This is a genomic window from Dictyobacter sp. Z7_2, assembly GCF_057551105.1.
Genome location: NZ_BAAJPE010000002.1, coordinates 878,012 through 900,628, shown reverse-complemented (window position 1 = coordinate 900,628; position 22,617 = coordinate 878,012). Strand labels below are relative to the sequence as shown.

20 protein-coding genes are annotated in these 22,617 nt (G+C 47.0%); 6 read left to right on the top strand and 14 right to left on the bottom strand.

Features of this window, described 5'->3' with window-relative positions; all coding sequences use genetic code 11:
- Positions 1–200 precede the first annotated feature (200 nt).
- Entirely contained in the window at positions 201–1,328 is a 1,128-nt protein-coding gene (locus tag AC27N8_RS17320) for a polyprenyl synthetase family protein (RefSeq protein WP_487068645.1), read from the bottom strand.
- Positions 1,329–1,406: 78 nt separating this feature from the next.
- Positions 1,407–1,898 carry a B-box zinc finger protein gene (locus AC27N8_RS17315; protein WP_487068644.1) on the bottom strand — a complete coding sequence of 164 codons (492 nt, stop codon included), beginning with the start codon at positions 1,896–1,898 and terminating at the stop codon, positions 1,407–1,409.
- Positions 1,899–2,182: 284 nt separating this feature from the next.
- Between AC27N8_RS17315 and folP the strand changes: the two genes are divergently transcribed.
- Together folP and AC27N8_RS17305 are read left to right on the top strand one after the other, a co-directional pair.
- Positions 2,183–3,055 (top strand): dihydropteroate synthase, encoded by an 873-nt coding sequence (gene folP, locus AC27N8_RS17310; RefSeq protein WP_487068643.1) that lies wholly within the window; start codon positions 2,183–2,185, stop codon positions 3,053–3,055.
- Positions 3,056–3,090: 35 nt separating this feature from the next.
- On the top strand, positions 3,091–4,509 hold the full coding sequence (locus tag AC27N8_RS17305) for a bifunctional folylpolyglutamate synthase/dihydrofolate synthase (RefSeq protein WP_487068642.1): 1,419 nt from the start codon (positions 3,091–3,093) through the stop codon (positions 4,507–4,509).
- Between the two features lie 22 nt (positions 4,510–4,531).
- Here AC27N8_RS17305 and AC27N8_RS17300 read toward each other — a convergent pair whose 3' ends face one another.
- Entirely contained in the window at positions 4,532–6,139 is a 1,608-nt protein-coding gene (locus AC27N8_RS17300) for an asparagine synthase-related protein (protein WP_487068641.1), read from the bottom strand.
- Positions 6,140–6,205: 66 nt separating this feature from the next.
- Positions 6,206–6,478 (bottom strand): hypothetical protein, encoded by a 273-nt coding sequence (locus AC27N8_RS17295; RefSeq protein WP_487068640.1) that lies wholly within the window; start codon positions 6,476–6,478, stop codon positions 6,206–6,208.
- A 516-nt stretch (positions 6,479–6,994) separates the two neighbouring features.
- On the opposite strand from AC27N8_RS17295, the gene AC27N8_RS17290 reads away from it, so the two are divergent.
- Positions 6,995–8,065 (top strand): C39 family peptidase, encoded by a 1,071-nt coding sequence (locus AC27N8_RS17290; RefSeq protein WP_487068639.1) that lies wholly within the window; start codon positions 6,995–6,997, stop codon positions 8,063–8,065.
- A 108-nt stretch (positions 8,066–8,173) separates the two neighbouring features.
- On the opposite strand, the gene AC27N8_RS17285 is transcribed toward AC27N8_RS17290, so the two are convergent.
- The 4 genes from AC27N8_RS17285 to AC27N8_RS17270 all read right to left on the bottom strand — a co-directional run bounded on the left by AC27N8_RS17285 (position 8,174) and on the right by AC27N8_RS17270 (position 11,720).
- The gene (locus AC27N8_RS17285) at positions 8,174–9,007 is read right to left on the bottom strand and encodes a PIG-L deacetylase family protein (protein ID WP_487068638.1); all 834 of its coding nucleotides are present in this window, start codon (positions 9,005–9,007) and stop codon (positions 8,174–8,176) included.
- 33 nt (positions 9,008–9,040) lie between these two features.
- Positions 9,041–9,829: a lipoyl protein ligase domain-containing protein gene (locus AC27N8_RS17280; RefSeq protein WP_487068637.1), complete on the bottom strand. Its 789-nt coding sequence runs from the start codon at positions 9,827–9,829 to the stop codon at positions 9,041–9,043.
- A 7-nt stretch (positions 9,830–9,836) separates the two neighbouring features.
- Positions 9,837–11,141, bottom strand: a complete 1,305-nt coding sequence (locus AC27N8_RS17275; RefSeq protein ID WP_487068636.1) for an MFS transporter — start codon at positions 11,139–11,141, stop codon at positions 9,837–9,839.
- A gap of 93 nt (positions 11,142–11,234) precedes the next feature.
- Positions 11,235–11,720, bottom strand: coding sequence for a MerR family transcriptional regulator (locus tag AC27N8_RS17270; RefSeq protein ID WP_487068635.1), 486 nt, complete (start codon positions 11,718–11,720; stop codon positions 11,235–11,237).
- Positions 11,721–12,057: 337 nt separating this feature from the next.
- On the opposite strand from AC27N8_RS17270, the gene AC27N8_RS17265 reads away from it, so the two are divergent.
- Together AC27N8_RS17265 and AC27N8_RS17260 are read left to right on the top strand one after the other, a co-directional pair.
- Entirely contained in the window at positions 12,058–12,855 is a 798-nt protein-coding gene (locus AC27N8_RS17265) for a hypothetical protein (RefSeq protein WP_487068634.1), read from the top strand.
- 160 nt (positions 12,856–13,015) lie between these two features.
- Entirely contained in the window at positions 13,016–14,068 is a 1,053-nt protein-coding gene (locus AC27N8_RS17260; RefSeq protein WP_487068633.1) for a THUMP domain-containing class I SAM-dependent methyltransferase, read from the top strand.
- A 75-nt stretch (positions 14,069–14,143) separates the two neighbouring features.
- On the opposite strand, the gene AC27N8_RS17255 is transcribed toward AC27N8_RS17260, so the two are convergent.
- The 4 genes from AC27N8_RS17255 to AC27N8_RS17240 all read right to left on the bottom strand — a co-directional run bounded on the left by AC27N8_RS17255 (position 14,144) and on the right by AC27N8_RS17240 (position 15,998).
- Positions 14,144–14,572, bottom strand: coding sequence for a diacylglycerol kinase family protein (locus AC27N8_RS17255; protein WP_487068632.1), 429 nt, complete (start codon positions 14,570–14,572; stop codon positions 14,144–14,146).
- On the bottom strand, positions 14,569–15,156 hold the full coding sequence (gene ybeY, locus AC27N8_RS17250; RefSeq protein WP_487068631.1) for an rRNA maturation RNase YbeY: 588 nt from the start codon (positions 15,154–15,156) through the stop codon (positions 14,569–14,571). The genes AC27N8_RS17255 and ybeY overlap by 4 nt, the downstream gene beginning before the upstream one ends.
- Before the next feature lie 194 nt (positions 15,157–15,350).
- Positions 15,351–15,533, bottom strand: coding sequence for a 30S ribosomal protein S21 (gene rpsU, locus AC27N8_RS17245; RefSeq protein WP_487068630.1), 183 nt, complete (start codon positions 15,531–15,533; stop codon positions 15,351–15,353).
- A 297-nt stretch (positions 15,534–15,830) separates the two neighbouring features.
- Positions 15,831–15,998, bottom strand: a complete 168-nt coding sequence (locus AC27N8_RS17240; protein ID WP_487068629.1) for a hypothetical protein — start codon at positions 15,996–15,998, stop codon at positions 15,831–15,833.
- Between the two features lie 138 nt (positions 15,999–16,136).
- Here AC27N8_RS17240 and AC27N8_RS17235 point away from each other — a divergent pair, with 138 nt between their 5' ends.
- Entirely contained in the window at positions 16,137–20,363 is a 4,227-nt protein-coding gene (locus AC27N8_RS17235; protein ID WP_487068628.1) for a beta strand repeat-containing protein, read from the top strand.
- 394 nt (positions 20,364–20,757) lie between these two features.
- On the opposite strand, the gene AC27N8_RS17230 is transcribed toward AC27N8_RS17235, so the two are convergent.
- Both AC27N8_RS17230 and AC27N8_RS17225 read right to left on the bottom strand, forming a co-directional pair.
- Complete coding sequence (locus tag AC27N8_RS17230) at positions 20,758–21,708, bottom strand: UDP-glucuronic acid decarboxylase family protein (RefSeq protein ID WP_487068627.1); 951 nt, start codon at positions 21,706–21,708, stop codon at positions 20,758–20,760.
- Between the two features lie 191 nt (positions 21,709–21,899).
- Complete coding sequence (locus tag AC27N8_RS17225; RefSeq protein ID WP_487068626.1) at positions 21,900–22,529, bottom strand: CPBP family intramembrane glutamic endopeptidase; 630 nt, start codon at positions 22,527–22,529, stop codon at positions 21,900–21,902.
- Positions 22,530–22,617 lie beyond the last annotated feature (88 nt).

Below are 22,617 nucleotides of genomic sequence, written 5' to 3'. Positions count from 1 at the left end.
GAATGTATGTATCTCTCTGGCGAGAATGAGAAGGCTCCTTACAAGACATCGTAAGGAGCCTTTTCATTCTCGCTGGCGTATGCTTTAACCGGGTAGATGCAATATATCTCTTTCTGGAGTACAGGTATTAAGCGTATGATGGATAGAACAAGGGTTATGCCTGGACTCTCCCTTGTTCTATCCATCGTCAGGATACCGCACTAGATGCTTGCATTGGCGGCAGTTTCAATAAATTGCACCATGGTTTTCATATCATCGATGGCATGGTTGGATACCATATTGGCAGCATGAGGTATCGCTGCTAAAGCCTCATAGGCGGTCTGGCACTGCTGTTGTAAATATGTGCGGCAGTAAGCCTGCGTCTCTGTACGTTCGAAGATCGCCAGCACAGTCTCTACCTGCTCCTGTGTAATCTGTGTCGCATCTGTATAGATCTTGTGAAGGATCTGGGAATCCTGGGGATTGGCATGCTCAAGGGCATGGAGAATAGGTAAGCTTTTTTTACGCCGATAAATATCACCCGCTTGTGTTTTACCAGACTCAGACGACGTGGCCCAAATTCCCAGAGCATCATCGCGTACCTGAAAAGCTATTCCGATCGCCTGACCAAAATTGGCAAAGCAATGTATCGTTTTTTGATCACTTGTCCCAATCATGGCGCCCAGTTCGGCGGCACATCTCATCAAAGCGGCAGTTTTGCGGCTAATCATATCGATGTACATCGAGACGGAGATATCCTGACGTTGTTCAAAGCTAATGTCAAGGTATTGACCTTCAGCAATTTCTAGCACTGCACGGTCCAGGATTGCACCCAGATGGGCAGCAATATTGCCATCGACACCATTGTCCAATACCCCCCATAAGGCAAGACGAGCCAGTCCAAACATGCCATCTCCTGTGTTTATGGCTTGCGGTATTCCCCAGATATTCCAGAGAGTGGGACGATGCCGGCGTTCTGTATCTCCATCTTCAATGTCGTCGTGAATCAATGAGAAATTGTGGATGAGTTCAACTGCGACTGCCGCTGGCAAAGCTCGTTGTAAATAGCTTGTTGCCTCTGCGGCTGTATCATCAGTTAACCCCCAGGCACCAGCAGCTTCGTATGCGAGGAGCAACAAGGTCGGACGTAGCAGTTTCCCTGGATTGCTTCTGGTTGGTTTCAGGTTTGCGTCGACCCAACCTAGATGATAATACATCTGACCATAGTAGCTCTCCAATGCAGGAATATGCGACTCATTGGCAAGCTTTGTGAGCGTCGCTCGCAATGCTGTGTCGATTGAGTGCTGATGCCTGAGTAGTGCTGATTGTAGCGTTGTCGATAAGACCATGAATATGACGATACGAGATTGTATAGCGTATGTCCGCTATTCGCCTCGTCCCCCTTTCCTCTTTAGCTGATGATCGATTTATGGATGCAGATAAAAGAAAACTCCTGCGGCCAATGTGCCAACTACAACCAGCCCCCGAGCCAGTCCTCGCACTCCACCAACGCGATGCAGTGGTGAACACATGTCACAATAACGATTGATATATTGGTATCGATGTCCACGTAGACCTTCACGTGAGATGACAACGTCTTCATCTTTACTTTGGGTATGCAAGTCATCGCAGATATAGCGTCCACAACCGTGGCAAGTCGATTGGTCGACGTAATGAGTTGTCTTGGAGAGAGACCACTGATCTGGATAGACCTGCGTTCCACAAACGTAGCAGACCTGCGTCTGAGCCAATCTCATCTGCTTTTCTGCGCAGGGAGAATGTTGCTGTTTGGGAAAATGTTCCTGACAAAAACACATATGGCAATCAGGACAGCGTCCTAGAGCCTCTTCAGTGCATTCATGGCAACGGCGAGCGGCAGTGATACTCCGCTGATAGGCTTGTGTCTCAGCGTTTTCCATATTTTTTCCTTGTCATGGTAAGGTGATCATGTTTAATTTGTTGATCATAACTATCAATAGAGAGATAATAAAAATTGTGCTTACAGGTAGTATAGCACTGTAGATCTGTGTGATATAACGAATAAGCCCCTCAATTAGATGTTCAGGGGGCTAAAAGACCTATAAAAACCTATTTTAACCTCTCTGGTTATCTATATTTTGTCTCATCACAGATATTGCTCCCCCTTCTCAGGCAAGGTATGATAATGAGTGGTTTTTATTGATAAAAAGGAGATGGGTTATAGATGACTTCGTCTTGGCTTACTGTCTGTTCTCCTACACGCTGGGGGAATCATGACCTGGAATGGGGGCGGCATACCTATGTGATGGGGATTGTGAACGCAACTCCCGACTCATTTTCGGGTGATGGCGTACAATCTGATGAAGATTGGGTGCAACGTGCTGTGACACAGGCATCGCGCTTTGTGGCTGAAGGTGCGGCAATGATAGATGTGGGTGGCGAGTCTACACGCCCTCAGGCTGCTTTTGTGACGGCTGAGCAGGAGATTGAGCGTGTAGTGCCTGTCGTTCGAGCGTTGCGTGCAGTGCTTCCGGAACATGTGATTATCTCTATCGACACGTATAAGGCTGAGGTAGCTAAACGTGCTTTAGCGGTTGGGGCTGATCTCGTGAATGATATCTGGGCGCTGCAAGATGATCCTGAAATGGCGGCTGTCGTGTCCCAGCATCGCGTGCCTGTGGTGCTGATGGCGAATATGCGTGGCTATCAGCGACGTGAAATTGTGAGTGATGTGACACGTTTTCTCTCAGCTGCGATTGATCGTGCTCTGGCGGCAGATATCGCCTGGGAACACATCATTATTGATCCAGGCATTGGCTTTGGGATGACTCCAGAGGAGAATCTGACCGTGCTACGTCGCCTGGGCGAACTACATACGTTGGGACGCCCGATTCTGTTGGGGACGTCGCGTAAATCGACACTAAGTCGCGTTCTGGGTGGGCTTCCTCCAACTGACTTGCTTGAAGGTACTGCCGCTACCGTTGCTCTGGGAGTTGCTCAAGGAGCCGATATTGTCCGCGTCCATGACGTACACGAGATGGTACGCGTGGCCAAATTAAGCGATGCCGTTGTGCGTGGAACTTTTGCGATTCCATAAATAGAATGGTTACGGAATGAATGTGAGGTGTGACTGTGAACTATAAAGAGGCTTTGGACTATATTTATAGCTTTACTGACTATGAAAGAAATGGTAAATATACCAGGGATCGCAATGAGAATATGCTGCGGGAGGTTGAGCTCTTAAAATTACTTGGCAATCCTCATCTGCAATATAGCAATACATTGATTGCTGGCACAAAGGGAAAAGGATCAACTTCTGCATATATAGAGCGTATCCTACGTGAAGCAGGTGTGCGTACTGGCTTGTATACACAGCCTGATTTGCATACATTTCGCGAACGCTCACAGGTGAATGGAAATCTTATTAGCGAGCAGGAAGTAAGCGAACTTGTACCTGAGATTCGTACTGCGGTAGAGCAAATTCAGGCCAGGGGAGATCTGGGACCTTTTATTACCTATGAGGTTGGGACGGCACTCGCGTTTCTTTATTTTGCGCGTCAGCATATCCAACATGCGGTGGTCGAGGTTGGCCTGGGCGGACGACTGGATGCGACCAATGTGACACATCCTCTTGTCTCAGTGATTACCTCCATTAGCTACGATCATATGAGTATCCTGGGGAATACTCTGGCAAAGATTGCCACTGAGAAGGCTGGTATCATTAAAACTGATGGTATTGTGATCACTTCGGCACAAGCTCCAGAGGCGTTACTGGCTATTGCTGAGATCGCCAGACAGCGTAATGCTCGCTTGATCCGCGTTGGAGCACTTGAGTTTGATCCTGCTGAGCATGAGGTTGCTGCTGGAGTTTTACCTCCGTTGAGCTATCGTTATCAGATGCTTAAGCAGCATGAGCAAGGTCAGGTCTTTTCTATTCAGACGCCAACTGGAGTGTATCGTGACCTGGAAACACCACTCGTTGGCCTCCATCAGCTTGAAAATGCGACAGTGGCCCTGGCTACTCTGGAGACATTGCGCGAGCAGGGAATCGATTGGGATGAGCGTGCCTTGCGCGTGGGGATGGCTGCTGTGAGTTGGCCTGCACGTCTCCAAATCGTTGGCCATGAGCCAACTATCGTGGTTGATGGAGCTCACAATGCCGATTCTATGCAAAAAATGCTCTCGACGTTGCAGACCGTCTTTGAAAAACATCGCATTATCTGTGTGCTGGGCGTGAACAAAGATAAAGATATTTCACATATGATCCAGGAATTGATTGATGTTGATGTTGTGGTGCTGACACATGCCAATAATCCGCGTGCGATGCCTTCAGAAGAGCTACAAGCACTGTTTGCTGAATATGCTCCTCACGTATCCACCTATCGGGCTGAAACGTGCGATCAGGCCTTAGATCTCGCTACAGATCTCGCTGATCAACACGATCTCATTGTTGCGACCGGCTCGCTGTATCTGGCCGGCGAGGCTTTGCGCTGGGCCGCTGATCATGGGGATGTATCGGCGGCGGCCGGGATTAAAGGTATTGATCATTAAATGCGTACGTGGCCTGAAGAGTTTATGACCAGCCTTCGATATCAAATAAGGTGGCCAGTAATTGCGTGGTAAAGACAAAGATGAGTTCTGCGGGAGCCTTCTTAGATTGGGTGGCGTTTTGGCGTAAAGTTTGTATGGCTTGATCGTCGAAAATACCCCTTTTTTGAATCGCCTCTGATGCCAGGGTTTGGGATAACAGTTCCGGATCTGTAAGATGAAGCAGCGATGCTGATGGAATCGCAAAAGGAAGTCCATCAGGCTTTTCAGGCGCGGGGAGCTGATGGCTGGAGATCAATGAGGGAAGAATGTGTGAGCGTTGTTCGTCGTCGGTCAGAGTTATGGCTATCTGGATGAATGTTTCTACGACGCTTGTATGTAAAAATGGTGAGCGTATGACCATTTGTTCTTGTGCTGCAAGTTGCTGAAATGGCTGGATGAGCCTGTCTGCCAGGCGTAGATGCAGATCCAGATACTGATATCCCTGGCTCCTGGTCTTCAAGTGGGAGGCTTTGTGTTCCAATTTACGTGCATATACTGTATCTTCCCAGGATTCCTCTTTATGCAAGAGCGTGAGAGCGTCTGGTGACCAGAGGGATGTTGTCTGCGTGGTTGGTGGTGGAGCTATGTGCTGGCGATAGTTGGTGAGCATATCCGTTGATTGGCTTTGTTTGGTGAGACGCGTAGATGGTTTGATGCTCAGGTTAAGCAATGTCTCGGCGGCCACTCCACTTGCGGCCACACGGGCACCAGTCTCGGCTGAGACCGTGTGAAGGAGCTGATGGATAGCCAGTGGGCGCGTATCGATGCAGGGTGCTTCCAGCCCCAGGAGAGTCGATTCCCAGAAATTGGGATTGTCCAGCCCAGTCACAGCCAGCCAGGGAAGATCGTAGATATCTGCCACGCGCTGAGCGTCTCGCCAACTTTTGGCGCTGAGCGTTTTGGACATTCCCAATGTGGCTATGCTAAATGGTTTCTGTGCATGCTTGCTGGCAAGGATCGTGGCAAGCGTCGAGGCTTGACTTCCACTGCTCAGAGCAACAAACTGATCGTGGTTGGGCTGTAGCGATGTCCATGCTTGCTGAAGAAGTGTATCTATCTGTTCAAGTGGAAATGTGGATGTCTGTGTGCTCTCTAGCGAAAAATCGCTTGCGGTATTGACGATCAGCTTTGCATGTTGCCAGCGCAGAATCGAGCCCGCTGGCACAACATTGACGTTGGCAAATGCTGTCCAGGGAGCCGGAATGAAGCCATAGCGTGAGAGAGCGTTCAGGGCAGCCAGGTGTAAACGTCTGGGGACACCAACAGCGAATAATGCCTTTATCTCGCTGGCAAAGAGTAAATTTCCCTGTGCAGGCCAATTTTCGACGTAAAAAAGTGGATGCATACCCGTTAATGGACGGCGATAGACGAGTGTACGGCGATCAGGAACCCAATCCAGTACGGGAGGCTCTTTATAGTCGGGAGTAGCGTACGCCGGATCGGAGAAAGCAATGAGCCCGGCTCCTGCTTGTATATTGTGAGCCGCTTCTCCACCGTGCTGAGCCAGGATATTTCCCATCGTTGTGAGCGTCTGTTCGATGATCTCCCGAGGGACTTGTTCGCCTGTTAACCATCCTGCGAGTGTGGGCATATATCTCATTGCCTTTCTTGCAATCTATTCAGCTTGATGTATCTCTACCTTGCCTGCAAGGGGCGGCTACCGATTATCTGATAATGGAACATCCGAGCGGCGTATCCACTGTTTGTTAAAAAACGCATATGTATCGTCGCGATCATAATATTCATTGGTCAGATCGCATTCCGTCCATGGCTCGGCGTTACCCTCATCTTGTAGCCGCTGGATAACCGCCTTAATTACATCTGGACCTTCAGTGAGATCTACGCCAGGGAACTCCTCTGCTGTAACGTCCCCATCAAGCTCGATCACCTGATCGTTTTTGGTCCCACGCAAAACATAATAAACATACATCTTGACACATTCTCCTCTTAAATAAAATCAGTATATAGCGGGGATGTATCCTGCATTACTGATCTCCCCGGCTGTTTTTCCATTCCTAAAGAAAGAAATAAGAAAGAAATCAAAGCAACTGGATCATACCATAACTTGCTCTCTCTGTTAAGTTTCTCTCAGGGACCTCTTTGGTCGCATTTCTAAAAGGAAAAATGCTGGGTGTAAGCCTGATATCTGCGATGTTATTCAGCTTGAAAGCCGTCTCTCCATCGTCGTTTTTGGAGAAATCTTAATGCGTAACGTTGATATTTGTATGCTATACTATGTATGCTTCCTTTGTCATAAGTAGCCATAAAGGGACTTCTGCCGGTCGATGATGGCTGATTATCCCCCAAAAAGCGGTGCATGTTGAAATGTGGAGTAGATCATGGTACAGTGAGTGCATGAGTTGTTAGAACAAATGTACGCTTCATTGCCGACTGTGGATCGCCACTCGTCATGGATGGATTAAACGAGAATACATAGGAGTTTTTAATGACAGTTGTCCTGCTTACTCTTTTGGCAATTGCTCTTACGCTGGTCCTGGCAGGATTATTCCTTTCCCCCAAATCTCAAGAGCCAAAGCAGCCAGATACATCTTTTCGCACGCGCAATGGTACCAGGATGTATCGCAGTGATAATCAGAATTATCAGCCTGGCAAGAGCGTTCGCTTACAGCGTTCGGTCACGATGGATTTGGACTATCCAACCTACAAGCCATCCAGAACTCAGAGAATGTATCCGCAAAAATCATATGTGCAACAGCGGTCATATGCGCGCAATGAGCCTGCTGCTGAAGCGGGAAATGTGTCGCGTATTTTCGCTTTGATCAATGTCAAGCAATTAATCAATCCGCGCGATGGAGAACCAACGCCCTGGTTGGGGGTGTGCTTGATCCTGGTGGCACTCTTCGGTATTGGTCTATTCTCAGTGCAATCGATATTGCTCTCTCACTCAAATCAGGCGCTCTGGTTGATGAGTCCAGGGGTGGCTACCCCTGTTGTAACTCCCCAGGCAAAAGCCACGACGCAATCTACTTCTACTCAGGCTGTTTTTACAGGAACCTCAGGGGCATCAAAAGCTCTGGTCCGCATCAGTCAAATGGCCACCGATCAATATAGCTCGACGGAAGAGTATAATACGTGGGCAGAAGCTGCTTGCTCGACTGCTACAATGACCGAAGTGATGAACGCCTATGGACATAACTATCGTGTCACAGATGTCCTCAAAGTTGAAGCTGGACTAAATCAGATCACTCCGCAGCTTGGCCTATTATCTTCAAACGGCATTGATGTGACGGTGGCTAAATTCGGCTTTCAGGCGACGCATTTAAGTAATGCTACCTTAGATCAGGTGATACAGATCGCTAACCAGGGACGCCCGGTTATTATTAGCTTTCCACCTGACCGTGTTGCCGGAGGCCATATTCTCATAGTCAGAGGTGGGACTGGGAGTCAAGTTTATCTGGCTGACTCATCGCTATTGAACCAGACTCTGATGACTCGTTCCGCATTTTTGTCACTCTGGGAAGGTTTTGCCGTTGTGGTGACACCCAAGACCAAATAAATACTTGATCACGAAATTGCGTAAAAAGAGACTTGCAGGAAACCATTAACACTACAGTGTAATGGTTTCCTGCAAGTCTCTTTTTCGTCTATGTAAGACTTGAAGCTACTATTCTTCGCTACCGGGGACAGGTGTCTTGGGAGCCGGGGGAACATGGATTTTGACACGACGGAACGACTCGGCATATTGCATATCCAGACCTTTTTTCTCTTTGGCCTCTTTGGCAACCATTGCGGCGCGTTCGCGCATGTGTTTAGCCAGCATATCTTTATCTTCAGGATTAAATTGGGATGCATGTTTCATTAACCCTTGCCCTTTGAGCTCAATAGTTGTGGTTACATCCACATACGTGTTGGCTTGCTGGGGATGGAAAAGATAGACTTCATGCACACGAAATGGCTGTAATCCTTCGGCAAGGAGTTCGCGGAAGGAGCGTGGGTTGCCAGCAAAAGGGAAGATGGAATCGAGCACGATGTTGCCAACGGCGCGATGATCAGGATGATTGAGATAGCCCGTTGCGTCGGGATTCTCATCTGGATCTGGCGCCATAATGTGTGCGGTCGGGTCATGGGTGAAAATGACACGAGGACGATACTTACGAATTAAGCGGACAACACCACGACGCGTCTCTTCAGTGTTTGTCAGATGTCCATCTCGATTGCGTAGAAATTCAACCGTGTGGACGCCATATACTTCGGCAGCCAGACGCTGCTCGTGCTCACGTAGCAGCATTAATTCTTCATCGCTCTGGCTGGGGATTTCACTTCCTTCAGTGCCATCAGTCATCACAACCCAGACAATTTTCTTGCCCTGGCTCGCCCATAGCGCGGATGTGGCAGCAGAGGAAAAATCATTGTCATCAGGATGTGCTCCAATTACCATTGCTTCGTAGTCAGGTGTGGTCAGCATCTCGACCGCACCCTCAGCAGTTCTATCTCCCATAGTATAAAAAAAACCTTCCGTTGATAGTTGAATTTAAATAGATGGTACAGATGTACTTGATGTTAAACGCTGCTGTTCATCAGAGATAACAACCTGTTCGAATGTAGCCATCACCTCATTGTTATCTATAACACTTCCAAGTAGGAGATCTAATCCCACGGCACGTTCCATAAGTCCTTTTTGTAGAAGTTCTTGTTCTTCTCTGGTATGTCCGAGCAAATAGGCCAGCGTCTCCGTTTCCCAATGGAGTACAACACCTGCTTGAAGCAACGTGCCTGCTCTGCGCCGAATCATATCGAGTCCGACTACCTTTCGTTGTCCAGAGACGACTTCGTAAGGAGAAAGAGTACCATAGCATGCACGATTCATCAATAACTCATACTCCCTGGTGTCTGGTTGCTTACGGAGATCGCGCTGAGCGTGAGCCTCCTCTGGCGTCACTACCCGTGTTTGAATGCCCAGCCGTAAAAAGGTTTGTACCCATGCCTCTCCAAACCAGCGATAGGACTCTACGAGATCCGCCAGGTGTGAAGGATGATCTGCGGGTAATATAACATCCAGACAGAGAAGCGTAGGACCAACCAGCACCGCAGTGCCACCAGCACGCCGATGGTAAATAGGAAACGATCCAGCCGCAAGTGCGACTGGATTGATGATCGTGTCCTTTTGTGAAAATCCAAGTACCAGACCAGAGGGCTGAGCCATAGACCAATAAAGCGTTGCAGGGTCACCGGCTTGAACAGTGCGTAACAGATCTTCACTCCGCTCAATATGCTGCTGCTGATTGGCGATCGTGAGCGGATGAATGAGCCAGTTCCTCATAATATTTCTAGCTTGTTTCTTGAATGCTCTTTTCGACTGGCTTGCGCATGCACCATGCAACAATCGCAGCGATCATACATGGAACTGCTCCAGCGAGCAGAGCGATGGCAGCACCAAACACGCTCGCCAGAGCGCCAATGAATAGATTTCCGATTGGTGTGGTGCCTGCAAAGACAATTGTATAAACGCTCATGATTCTACCACGTAGATGGTTGGGTGTCACCGTCTGTAACATCGAATTTGCTCTGGCGGTAAAGGCGATGAGACTAAATCCGACCACCGCGATTAATAGAAGTGAAAGAATATAGAGGTGAGAGAGCGCAAAGAGTCCCTCTATAATGCCAAAGATGAGAGCGCTGATCAACATTTGCTTAACACTGGCTGGTTTATTGCTCCATGCTAGCCAGATAGCTGATACTAAGGCGCCAAAGCCAAAGGCCGATGAGATAAAGCCATATCCCTGTGACCCGGCATTCAAGACGGTAGCGGCAAAAAGTGGTAGTACCACATTAAAGTTGATGCCGAAGAGAGAAACGACTCCAACCAACGCAATAATCATGAAAACGATCGGGACACGAGCAATGTAAGAGAGTCCCTCCCCCAGGCTTTTAAATGTTCCTTGATTTTGCTGCTGCTTCTGTTTTGAAGGTTGATTATAGAGTTCTGAGCTACGCATGAGCGACAGGCTATAAATAACCGGGATGAAACTTATGGCGTTGATGAGAAAGAGTGGAGCTTCACCAAACCAACTGATCAGGATACCTGCAATACTAGGCCCTATAATACGAGCCAGATTAAATGATGACGAATTGAGTGCGATGGCATTTGGTAACGTTTCTTTGCCGACCATTTCAACTACAAAGGATTGACGAACCGGCATGTCCAATGAATTTGTAATTCCAAGTAAGCTGGCAAGGATAAAAATGTGCCAGATCTGAACGGTACCTGTAAATACAAGGATACAGAGCACAGTTGCTAATGTCATAGAGGTAATCTGTGTAAAGACGAGTAGCCGTCTTTTGGGAAAACGGTCGGCTATCACGCCACTAAAAAGCGAAAGAAGGAGAACTGGCAGGAATTGAAGTGCTCCAACAACACCTAATAGCCAGGCACTATGAGTTAACTGTAAGACAAGCCAGTCTTGTCCTGTTGTCTGCATCCATGTGCCAATCAATGAAAGGAGTTGGCCGAACCAGAAGAGACGAAAATTGCGAGAATTGAGCGCTATTAAAGCACGAGGGAATCTCTTTTTCGGCTGTTGCTGTGGTTTGCTTGCAAGGTCCTGTGTATGATCGAGGTTGGTCGTTACCATGTGTGGGTCCCATCTGAATGAAGCTCGTTGCTACGAAGTTGATGTACGTTGTGTCTCTCTATAAAGTCGATGTACGTTGTATTTTTCTATAAATTACTGCACCTTTATTTGCTCATGGAGTTCCTGGCGCATCAAGGCATGCCTTTTTTGCCTGCTCAACAAATCCTCGCGCATCTGTTCCAGACTCGCAATTTTTTGTTCAATCAGCTGAATTTGACCCTGGATCAACTCATCTGCGTGATCGAGCGTAGCAATTTTGGAATGCGCATCGTTATCTGCACGATATTCTGCTCGCACTTGCTTGCGTTCCTCCTCTACCAGCAGGAAATCGCGGATATCATTGAGCGAAAATCCCAACAGATTACGCAGCGCTTTGATATGTTCAATGCGTTGAATATCCTCTTCCGTATAACGTCGATAATTGCCTTCGGTACGTTCAGCCAGATACAAGAGTCCCATTTCTTCATAGTAGCGTAGTGTTCGTCTGGTCAATTGAGTCCGACTTGCTACCTGTTCAATCGTATAGTACGCTTGATCTGCTGGCGTTTGTGTGTCATCAATCTTTGCCGGGATGGTCATAATTCTGCTCTCTTTGTACCTTGATAGTGTTAACAAAGTAATCCGCATAATTGAAGGAGCGAAACTATCCATAAGGATAATATTATTATGTCACAACGTTAACGTTAACGTCAATGTTAGACTGGCATGATTATTTCAGGTCAGTGCAATAATAGTAAAAGATAGTGTCGTATGTGAGGACGTTGGGTATGGTAAAATAATGGGGATTAGAATAATACGTTTTTTCTCCTTTTTGGTCTTCTCTAGCGTACAGAGAGGATCAAAAAGTGGCAGGCACAGGTAGTGGAAAAAGAACCAGAGTCGTTTTAGTTATTTTAATGCAGTAAGGATAAGTGACATGCACGACACATTATCTTCTCTGGTTGAGAGGGCTATCGCAGGACAGAATCGGCCCCTTGAATTTTATTTATTGGAACATAGCCGTCTTCCAGGGCCACGAGCTAATCTGGAATTGGCCAATGATGTGGCCTATTTACTGGCATCTGCCAGTGAGAAATATCCAGATAAGGTTCTTGCCATTGTCCAAAATTTTTCAAACGGCGATCGAAAATCGGTTGTTGTGAATACCCCGGCCGAGTTTGTGATGCTGTGTGGTGTGGTGTCAGCGGGGGCCTGTGCCGCTGTGCGTAAAGAATGGCGTGAGAATATCCTTGAGATGCTTAATCATTATGCCTGTAATCCTTCCTGGCGTGTCCGTGAGGCGGTTGCGACCGCTTTTCAGCATCTTCTGACTGCGGATCCACAGATGACGCTGGCCTATCTTTCGACGCTGGCTCTGGAGGGCGATTTTTTGCAGCAGCGTGCTTCTGTCGCCGCCGTGGCGGAGCCACGTTTTCTCTATAATGCTGAAACGGCCGCCGCCGCCCTGCAACTACAACGTATAGTATTAGAGCATGTATCACATCTCCCACCTTCTGAGCGAAAATCGGGAGACTTTCTTATTTTACGGCGCGCTCTTGGTTATACGCTGAGCGTAGTGGTGGCTGCACTGCCTGAGCAGGGGTTTGCCTTTATGCGTGAATGCGCTTTGTTAAGCGATACGGATATCACCTGGATTTTGCGTGAAAATTTAAAGAAAAAGCGCCTGGCGAAATTCTCGCAAGATATTGCTCGTGTCGTGGAAATGCTCGCCTAGGATTCGTATGAATCTTGTGGACGCAGGATAATCAAAAATAGAAGAACGAAAAGCGGCTTAATCTCCTGAACAGGCAAGGATTGCGAGATCAGATCTTCTATGGTATCATGTCACGCTGATAGATAACAGAAGAAATAATAAGATAAAGAAATTGAGATAGATGTCATATCTTTTTTATGCGATGGCAATGCCAGGATTAGAGACGCTAGCGTTTAGCGAGATCCGGGCGACAATACAGGATGCTGAATTGGTCAAGTTTATGCGTGGCATTGCCCTTTTTCGCACTGCTACCATGCCTGATAACCTGCTTGAGCTACATACAACTGAGGATGTCTTTGTGCTCTTGTCTCATATCAAAGGTCTACGTCATGGACCGGAGGCATTACGTGTGCTACACAGCGCGTCATTGAATGCAGATCTTGAAGGTGCTCTGACAAACTGGCGGCGTGTTCATCATGGCTCCCGTCCACGCACGTGGCGGGTGGTGAGCCAGATGTCTGGTACCTACGATTTTCGTCGTATGGATGCAGGTAAGGCTGTAACCGATGCCTTGCGGCGAACGATGCCTAAAGGGATGCGCCTGGTTGAAGATGATGCAGATCTTGAAGTCTGGCTCTGGCTTGGGGGCGGTGATGTGCTCATAGGATTGCGCTTGAGCGATGCCACGATGCGGCATCGTACCTACAAACGTGAACATCTTCCAGCCTCGTTGAGGCCTTCGGCCGCCGCAGCTATGGGATGGCTAGCGCGGCCGACTCCCGCAGATATTGTGCTTGATCCCCTGTGTGGGACAGGGACACTTCTCATTGAGCGTGCGTTATTAGCACCTGTTGAGCGTGAGCTGGGAGGGGATCTACAACGTGAAGCTGTGGCACTGGCGCGGCGTAACGCGAAGGCGGCCAATGTCGATATTGATTTGAAGGTTTGGGATGCATGTGCACTCCCTCTGGATGCTTCCAGTGTCACGCGCATCATCACTAATTTACCCTTTGGAAAACAGATAGGGTCTAAAGAAGAGAATGAGCAGTTATATACAAAGTTGTGCCAGGAATTTAATCGCGTGCTTGCTCCCGATGGTCTTGTGGTCACGCTGACGAGCGAAGACCGTTTATGGGATCGTATTCTACTTGAACATGGCTGGCGTGTCACCAAGAAAGTGGTCTTTGTTGTGCTTGGTCAACCTGCTAGCATATTTGTCGCTGAGCGCTCCTAAGCGGTGAATTGGCCTGATGTACGTAACTATTTTGTAGATGATTGCCATAATGGAGTGGATCATCTACAAAATTTTTTAATGTAGGGAGGATATAAATATCCACAGGTGTGGACCGAGAATACATAGACCAATCAGTATTGATAATATTGCGTTGGCTAATACTGCTCCAGCCGCAACGTCTTTGGCTATTTTGGCCAGTGGATGATATGTGGGTGAGGCCAGATCAACACAAAGTTCTATGACAGTATTGAACATTTCCGCAATGAAGACTCCTGTAATTGCGATAAACAGTATGGCAAATTCGATCGCTGAGATGTGGAAAAATAAGCCCGATAGTATGATGATAACTGCAATGGTAAGATGAATGCGAATATTGCGTTGCGTACGTATCGCATATCCAAGCCCCTGAAAAGCATAATGAAAACTTCCTATTAACCTGGTGATCTCATTTTTTTGCAAGTGCTCGTTCCAGGAAGCCTGTGGATGCTGTGATGGTTGGTTCATTCCCGATATGCCTCTTGTCCTAACTTCTGTAAGACTCCTTGTTGAATTCCTACCATTGCTTGATAGCCTGCTTCTGTTTGATCGTCGTAACCAATCAAATGTAAAATGCCGTGTGAGAAGAGGTATAATAGCTCTATCCTATAGTCGTGACCTGCTGCTTGCGCTTGCCTGAGAATAGTTGGCCAGGAGATCACTATATCACCCAGATTTGTAATCATCCCTGGTGGCGTGATAAAGGTTGTATTTGAATCCGATGCTGGTGCTACGATGATGTTACCATCTTCATCTACGGGAGGCGGCCATAGCTGATCTTCGGGGGCATCGACGATAGGACGTTCTAATAACGGAAATGAAAGCACATCGGTTGCTTTATCTTGTTCACGATATTGCTTGTTCATGTCACGAATACCTGCGTCGTCGGTGATTAACAATGTCAGCATGACTGTCTGTGTAATATGAGCAGCTTGCAGAGTATGAGAGACGACATTATCAAGATTGATTGTAGAGAGAATTTGCTCTACCTGTGCATTTTGCTGCTCATTACTCAGCGTAACGTACAGTTCTATGGGTGATTGTTCTTGCATAAAACGGTTCCTCTGATTTAAATAGCGACAACCATGAGGATGGACGAATTTGTATGATTCGCAAAAAATCCCGAATGAATCACGATCTTTTTTGTGTCTCCGATAGACGATGAGCAGATACTTTTCACTCACCGCCTATCCCTTACGCTCGAAACTTGCGAATTGACTCCGCATGAGAGATCTCTATCCGGCGCTTAACCTTTACGAGCTATTCTACGCTTACGTGTCGCTTCTTTTCGTTTGCGTTTGATACTCGGTTTTTCGTAATGCTCACGTCGGCGTGCTTCGGCAAGGATGCCAGCCTGCTGAATTTTACGATTAAATCGTTTGAGAGCTGTTTCAAACGTTTCTCGTTCGCTGATTTGTACTACTGTCATTCAATCCCCCCTCTCACGGCCTGTTTTTGGGTAGGCAGCGTATGGCTTATACATATTTTATATGTGCACCTACTTCCGGACCTGCGCAAAAATTATAGTGTAGGTATCCGAGAGTGTCAAGTAATTGCGTAAAGGATGTGTAACTTTTTTTGGACACGGCACAAGAGGAATAGGCCTGGATAGTTACTCCTATTGTGTACAAACGATGTGTTAATTTATCTCTGATTGCTCGTTTATTATATAAGTCAAAGGATGCTTTTTTACCTGGATGGTAGAGGATGTTTTGTCACACTTCAGTTATCCTTTTATCTGATTTGATGTTTCAACACCTGCGGTGCTTCTCCCTGTCGCGAAGTTACTATTTGTCAGGATTGAGACTGTGCCTTTCACCTGAAAAGAAGCTGCGACTTCTTTGCTTACATCGATGAGGCGCATTACCCACTGCCGGATAGTAATGTTTTGCACTGCTTTTCCTGATTAACCCATTGATCAGGTTAGGTGGGGCTTTAATCATCATGTCTTCCTCCCCATTATATAAATTCTCTCGCGAGGAAGAATCGTGTTTATAAATTAATTGATGTTTTAAACTTGAGGAGAAGTAAAATGCAGGTTCCCACTCCCTGGTCTGTTCAGGGTTGTACGCGTGGAAAACTAAACACCTTTGTGAGAAATATCCGCAAAAGCAAAATTTCTCTTATCTCTCTATCTATGTCGATCCTCTTATTTATTGTTTCTTTTAGTGCAGTATTGATACCGTTATTTTCTTCTATTGCAGTTACACATGCCGCTGCTCCTGCCAATACTGCTGTGTTAACGTATAAGAATGATAATGCACACACAGGCTGGAATTCCAACGAAACAATCTTGAATACCAATAACGTGAATTCGTCACAATTCGGTAGGCAAGTCGCCTATTCTGTTGATGGTCAGATCTATGCTCAACCTTTGTACGTGCCTAATCTGACCATTAATGGAGCCACGCGTAATGTTGTATTTGTTGAGACCGAGCACGATAGTATCTATGCTTTTGATGCGGATGCGATCAGTACAACTGCTCCACTATGGAAACACAGTTTTCTTGGTGCGGGAATCACGTCTGTACCAACAAGCGATCTGCTTAACTGTAATGATATGGTGCCCGAGGTGGGTATCTCCGGCACTCCTGTGATTGACTCTACCACGAATACTATGTATGTTGTGGTCTTTACGAGCGAGAATGGGGCGCTCACTTATCGTTTACATGCAGTTGATTTAACTACTGGCAACGATGTGGGTACTCCTCTTCTGATTCAGGGGTCTGTCGCAGGAACTGGAGCAGGTGCTATCCATAATGTGGTGAGCTTTCAGCCTATTCATGAGCGTCAGCGTGCAGCTCTGCTAGAAGCTAATGGACAAATCTACGTGACCTTTGGCTCTTTTTGTGATATTGGTCCATATCATGGCTGGATCTTTGGCTACACCTTTGATGGCTCTACCTTTCAGACTGCTGAAACCTATAACAATACAGCCAATGGTTCTGGTGCGGGCATATGGGGGAGTGGCGGTGGGATCGCCGCCGATGCCAATGGCAATATTATTACCTTGACTGGCAATGGCACATTCGATCTTAACACGGGAGGGACTTCGACTGGCGATGCATTTACCAAACTTAATGCACAACTCCATCTGGAGGACTACTTTGCCCCTTTCAATCAAGACTGCCTGAATTCACGCGATACCGATCTTGGATCAGGTGGCCCATTGATTCTGAATTCCCTTAATGAGATTATATCGGGAGGAAAAGAAGGCCGTCCTTATGTGCTCGACAGTAATAATATGGGACAGTATACTGTTGATCCAAATCTGGATTGCACACAAGGTACGACCGAACAAAATAATACGACAATTGATAAGGTACTCCAGGAACTACCTCCAAGCACTGTTGGTGGTATTTATAGCACTCCTGCCTACTGGAATGGTCCTAATGCCCAATATGTCTATATTTCTGGGAGTGGAAGTGCCACTAAGCAGTTTCAATTGAGCGGCAATGGCCTGCTTGTGACCCCTGTTGTATCCCAGACGCCCCAAAGTTTTGGCTTCACCGGCGGCAATCCTATCATTTCAAGTAATGGGAGCACCAGTGGTACTGGTATTCTCTGGCTGGTGACGTCGGATTCCAAATTACATGCATATGATGCCAGCAATATTAGCAATGAGCTATATAATTCTGGTCAAAATGCGGCCCGTGATGCCCTCGACTCGTATGTTAAATTTACTGTTCCAACGGTTGCCAATGGCGAGGTGTTTGTTGGCACATCCACGACACTGAACATTTATAGTCTGCATCCTACAACCACTATTCCAACGGCAACGGCAACTGGAACCCCGGCGGCTGTGTATAATAATGTGGGCGTTAGTGATGATGCATCACCAAGCGGTGGAAATTTTGATGGTCAAGGTAATAGTTATTCCTATCAATCGTTAGTCGTTGCCGGCTTGAATCCTGGTGACAATGCATTTCAAGGGGATATGGTTTTTACCTGGCCAAATGTGGTGGCCGGTCAGCCCAATAATTATGTGGCAGGTGGGCAAACGATTTCTGTTTCGTCTGTTACCAATGCGAACCGTATTGGTTTTCTAGGCGCTTCCACTGGGGGAGCCAGTTCTGGCGTGGCGACTATTAATTATGTAGGTGGCGGCTCTCAGACTATTACCCTTGGGTTTAGCGATTGGCATCAGAGTAGCAATCTCTCTTTTGGGAATATCATACAAGCAAGCTCTCCTTATTATAATAATGAGGCTGGCCAACAAGTTGGGGCTACAAATGTCTTTTTCTCCAATTTTACGATAACCTCCACCAAGGCCATCCAGAGCGTTACTCTACCTTCTACTGTCACTCCGGGAACACTCCATGTGTTTGCCATTTCGACTGCGTACGCGCCACAGCCGGCAGTTTACAATAACATTGCCACCAGCGATGATATGGCACCTGGATCTGGTCACTTTGACGGCGCAAATAGCTATTCGGCGCAGGCCCTGGCACAGGTAAATATTATCCCAGGGGGCACAGTCACCTTTAATGGTGCAAGTTTTACCTGGCCAAATGTCCCCTCTGGCCAGAAGAACAACTATACGGCTCAAGGACAACAGCTTTCCATTAGTCCGGTAGCCGGAGCAACATCGCTCGCATTTTTAGGTGCATCAACCAGTGGAAACTCTAGCGGTACGGGCGTCGTTGTATATACCGATGGTACAACGCAGACCTTTATCCTTGGTATGAGCGACTGGACTCTTGGAGGTGGAACAAACTCGCCCGCGTTTGGAAATCAGGTTGTGGCCAGGACTGCTTATCGTAATACATCTACAGGCCAACAAGCAACGAGTAATCCCGTAATTCTTTATTCTGAAGTTGCTCTTACCTATCCTGATAAGACTGTGCAATATGTTAATTTACCTGTAACTACTGCTGGTGGGCAGATACATATCTTTGCTGTAACTACAAAAGGTAGCACAACGCCGACACCGACACCAACGCCAACATCGACACCAACGCCAACACCGACACCGACACCGACACCGACACCGACACCGACACCAACATCGACACCAACGCCAACATCGACACCAATGCCAACATCGACACCGACACCAATACCAACACCGGTTCCAGTACCTTATAATAATGTGGCTGTTAGTGACGATAGCAATACAAAAACTGGAAATTTTGATGGTGTTAATAGCTATTCAGCACAAGCCCTGGCACAGATAAATATCACTCCAGGTGCGGTGATCACGTTTAATGGTATCACCTTTACCTGGCCTACTCCGGCGGCTGGAAAAAATGATAACTATTCAGCCAAAGGACAGGTACTTCCTGTCGCTGCTACCAGTGGATCCACAAGGCTAGCTTTTCTTGGTTCAGCAAGTGGTGGCAAGAGTAGTGGTACAGCAATTATTACTTATACTGATGGCACCACCCAGAGCTTCACGATTGGGCTAAGTGACTGGACGTTGGGTGGAGGAACCAGTTCGCCAGTCTTTGGAAATCAGATCGTGGCCACAACAGCCTATCGTAATACCCCTACTGGTCTACAACTTACCAGTAAACCCAATGTATTCTATACTGACATCACATTAGCTTCGCCTGACAAAATGGTACAAAGTGTGACTCTGCCTACGACAATGACTGGCGGAAAGATACATATCTTTGCCGTCGCTACAAATGGGAGCATAACGTCGACAGCGACACCAACGTCAACACCAGCAGTGACACCAACGTCAACGTTGACAGCGACACCCACGCAGGTAGCTTATAATAATGTGGCTGTTAGCGATGATAGTCTGACATCAGCCGGCAACTTTGATGGGTCCAATAGCTATTCAGCACAAGCGTTGGCGCAGGTGAATATTACCCCAGGAGCCCCAGTCACCTTTAATGGTGCCACCTTTATCTGGCCTACACCAATGGCCGGGACGAATGATTGTTACGCAGCTAGTGGGCAGGTGATTCCTGTAACCCCAGTGAATGGGGCGATGACGCTGGCCTTTTTAGGCGCATCAATCAATGGTAATAATAGTGGTACTGCAGTAATTACTTATACCGATGGAACCATCCAGGGTTTCACACTCGGGCTAAGCGATTGGACGTTGGGTGGAGGTGGTGGTTCACTTGCCTTTGGTAACCAGATCGTGGCCACAGCAGCTTATCGTAACACTCCCACAGGTCCACAGATCACCGATAAGCCCGATGTGTTCTATACTGATGTCACACTTCAGCCTGGAAAGACGATTCAAAGTGTGACTTTGCCTACTGGTGGGCAGATTCATATTTTTGCCGTCGCTACCATGTAAGAAGAGGAGAGGTACCCGTGAGCTTTATGTCATCTGTCTGTGCTGTACAATAATGTAATGCCTCCAGCTTAATGATAGATGGCATCTGAATGAAGCGTCACAAGAGAAATCATCAGAGATACTCTTGTGACGCTTAAGTCTTAGCTCAACTGATCTAAAAAGGCATAATGTGCATGTCAAAGATCACAAATTGAGTTTGTAAAAGCTAGTAGAAGCTTTCAACTGGAGGTAAGGGGAAAACTGTTGGTACGTATAAACGTATAAGCGACGTACCAACAATCTCAACATGCAATGTGCAGAAGGGTTGAATAGTGAGAGATAAAATAAGTCGCTTGATTACCTGATCTCTGGCGGCTCGTCATGAATAATTTGCCTGTATCTGATTTCCTGGCGATTATGAAACAGTTGAGTATTGATTAATACGTTTGCCGAACCATTCGATTGTTTCGCGTAGTCCATCTTCCATACTTACCTGACGTTGCCAGTTAAGGATCTGTTTAGCTTTATTGGTATTTGCCCGACGTCGTTCAGGATCATCGATACGGCTGCTCTCAAAACGAATCTCTGACGATGAATTGCATAGTTGAATAATCATTTGAGCATATTCAAGAATAGTATGCTCTTCTGAGCTACCCAGATTGAATACTTCACCGGTTGTATTTGGGGTAAACATCGCCTTCATCAAGCCATCGACCAGATCGCTGACGTAGGTGATGCTCCGCGTTTTGGTGCCATCTCCGTAGATGGTGATGGGCTCATTCTTCAGTGCCTGTGTGACGAAGTTTGGGATCATGCGACCATCTTCAAGAGCACTGTTTGGCCCATACGTATTAAAAATACGCACAATCCGTACATCAGTCTGATATTGTCGAAAGTATTCCATCACCAGGGTTTCACCCAGGCGCTTGCTTTCGTCATAGCAGGCGCGTGGCCCGATGGGGTTGACGTTGCCCCAGTAATCTTCTCGCTGTGGATGCACAAGGGGGTCGCCATAGATCTCCGATGTGGAAGAAATGAGAAAACGTGCATTGTTTTTTCGTGCTAACTCGAGCATACGATGGGTGCCTACGCTGTTGACCAGAATGGTTTCAATCGGATGTTCAAGATACCCAACCGGGCTGGCAGGGCTAGCGAGATGGAAAATAACCTCTGCATCGTTGTCGAAAGGTTCGGTGACATCTTGCTGTATAAATGTGAAATGAGGATTATCGATGAGTGCTTGAATATTCGATAGAGAACCGGTGATCAGATTATCGGCACAATAAACAATATGCCCCTCTTTAAGTAAACGTGTACAGAGATTGGAGCCGATAAAACCTGCTCCACCAGTAACTAAAATTTTCAATGAGAACCTCCGATATAGATAATATCTGCCTTTATGAGATATTTGTACTTAATGGGAGACGATTTACATGGAGGTTGGTAACGGAAATAGCACAAAGAGGATGGATGACGTTGTCCATTTACTCCTATGGCTCAATACGTTATGGCGCTCACATTCGCCGCAAACTGTTTCCATTTCTGGCAAATTTTAGATTATTGTGCCTGATGCCGTTTCCATCTCCTGTAGAGTACCTCATCTCCCCAACTGAGAAAACCGCTGGTGGTAAAGCCGTGAACAATGATTACCGCAAGTAGTGAGTGTGGTCCCGGCAAAAACAGATAGACGAGACTAAATACTATCCCGGCCAGACCAACTCCACCAACGCTACGCCAGTTCCATTTTCCCAGGCGATGATAAAGTGTATACACAGCCGTACTCACAAGCCAGCCCAGGAAAAGTATATGTGTCCATTGTGTCACAATTGCGAGCAAGAAACCACGAAAAAACAGCTCTTCTACAGGTCCATTGATAAAAAGATAGAAAAACGTTTGTAGTCCCTGATCACTTGCTGTAGGTTTACGAAATCCTGTTCCAACTATGTACATACGATAGCAGATGGCAAAAGCAGCCATACCTATCCCGACGGCCAAGCCAACTATGATATGAAGTGGAATGTCGGTGAGAGTCAGCCCTAAAAAAGATAGTGGTAAATGGAAGATGAAAATATAAACAAGCGGCACGAGACCCATGGGAATGATGCGCATAAGTGTATCAGGCCACATCCAGCGCCATGAGCTGGCTACCGTTGAGTAGACAAGTTTGGATGACTTTACTGACGACACACGATTACCTCTTCTTGGTAGAAAAACGGGGGTGGTTTGAGTTGTTGCCATAAATTACAAAAAACTTTCCTGCACTGGTTTTTTAAGA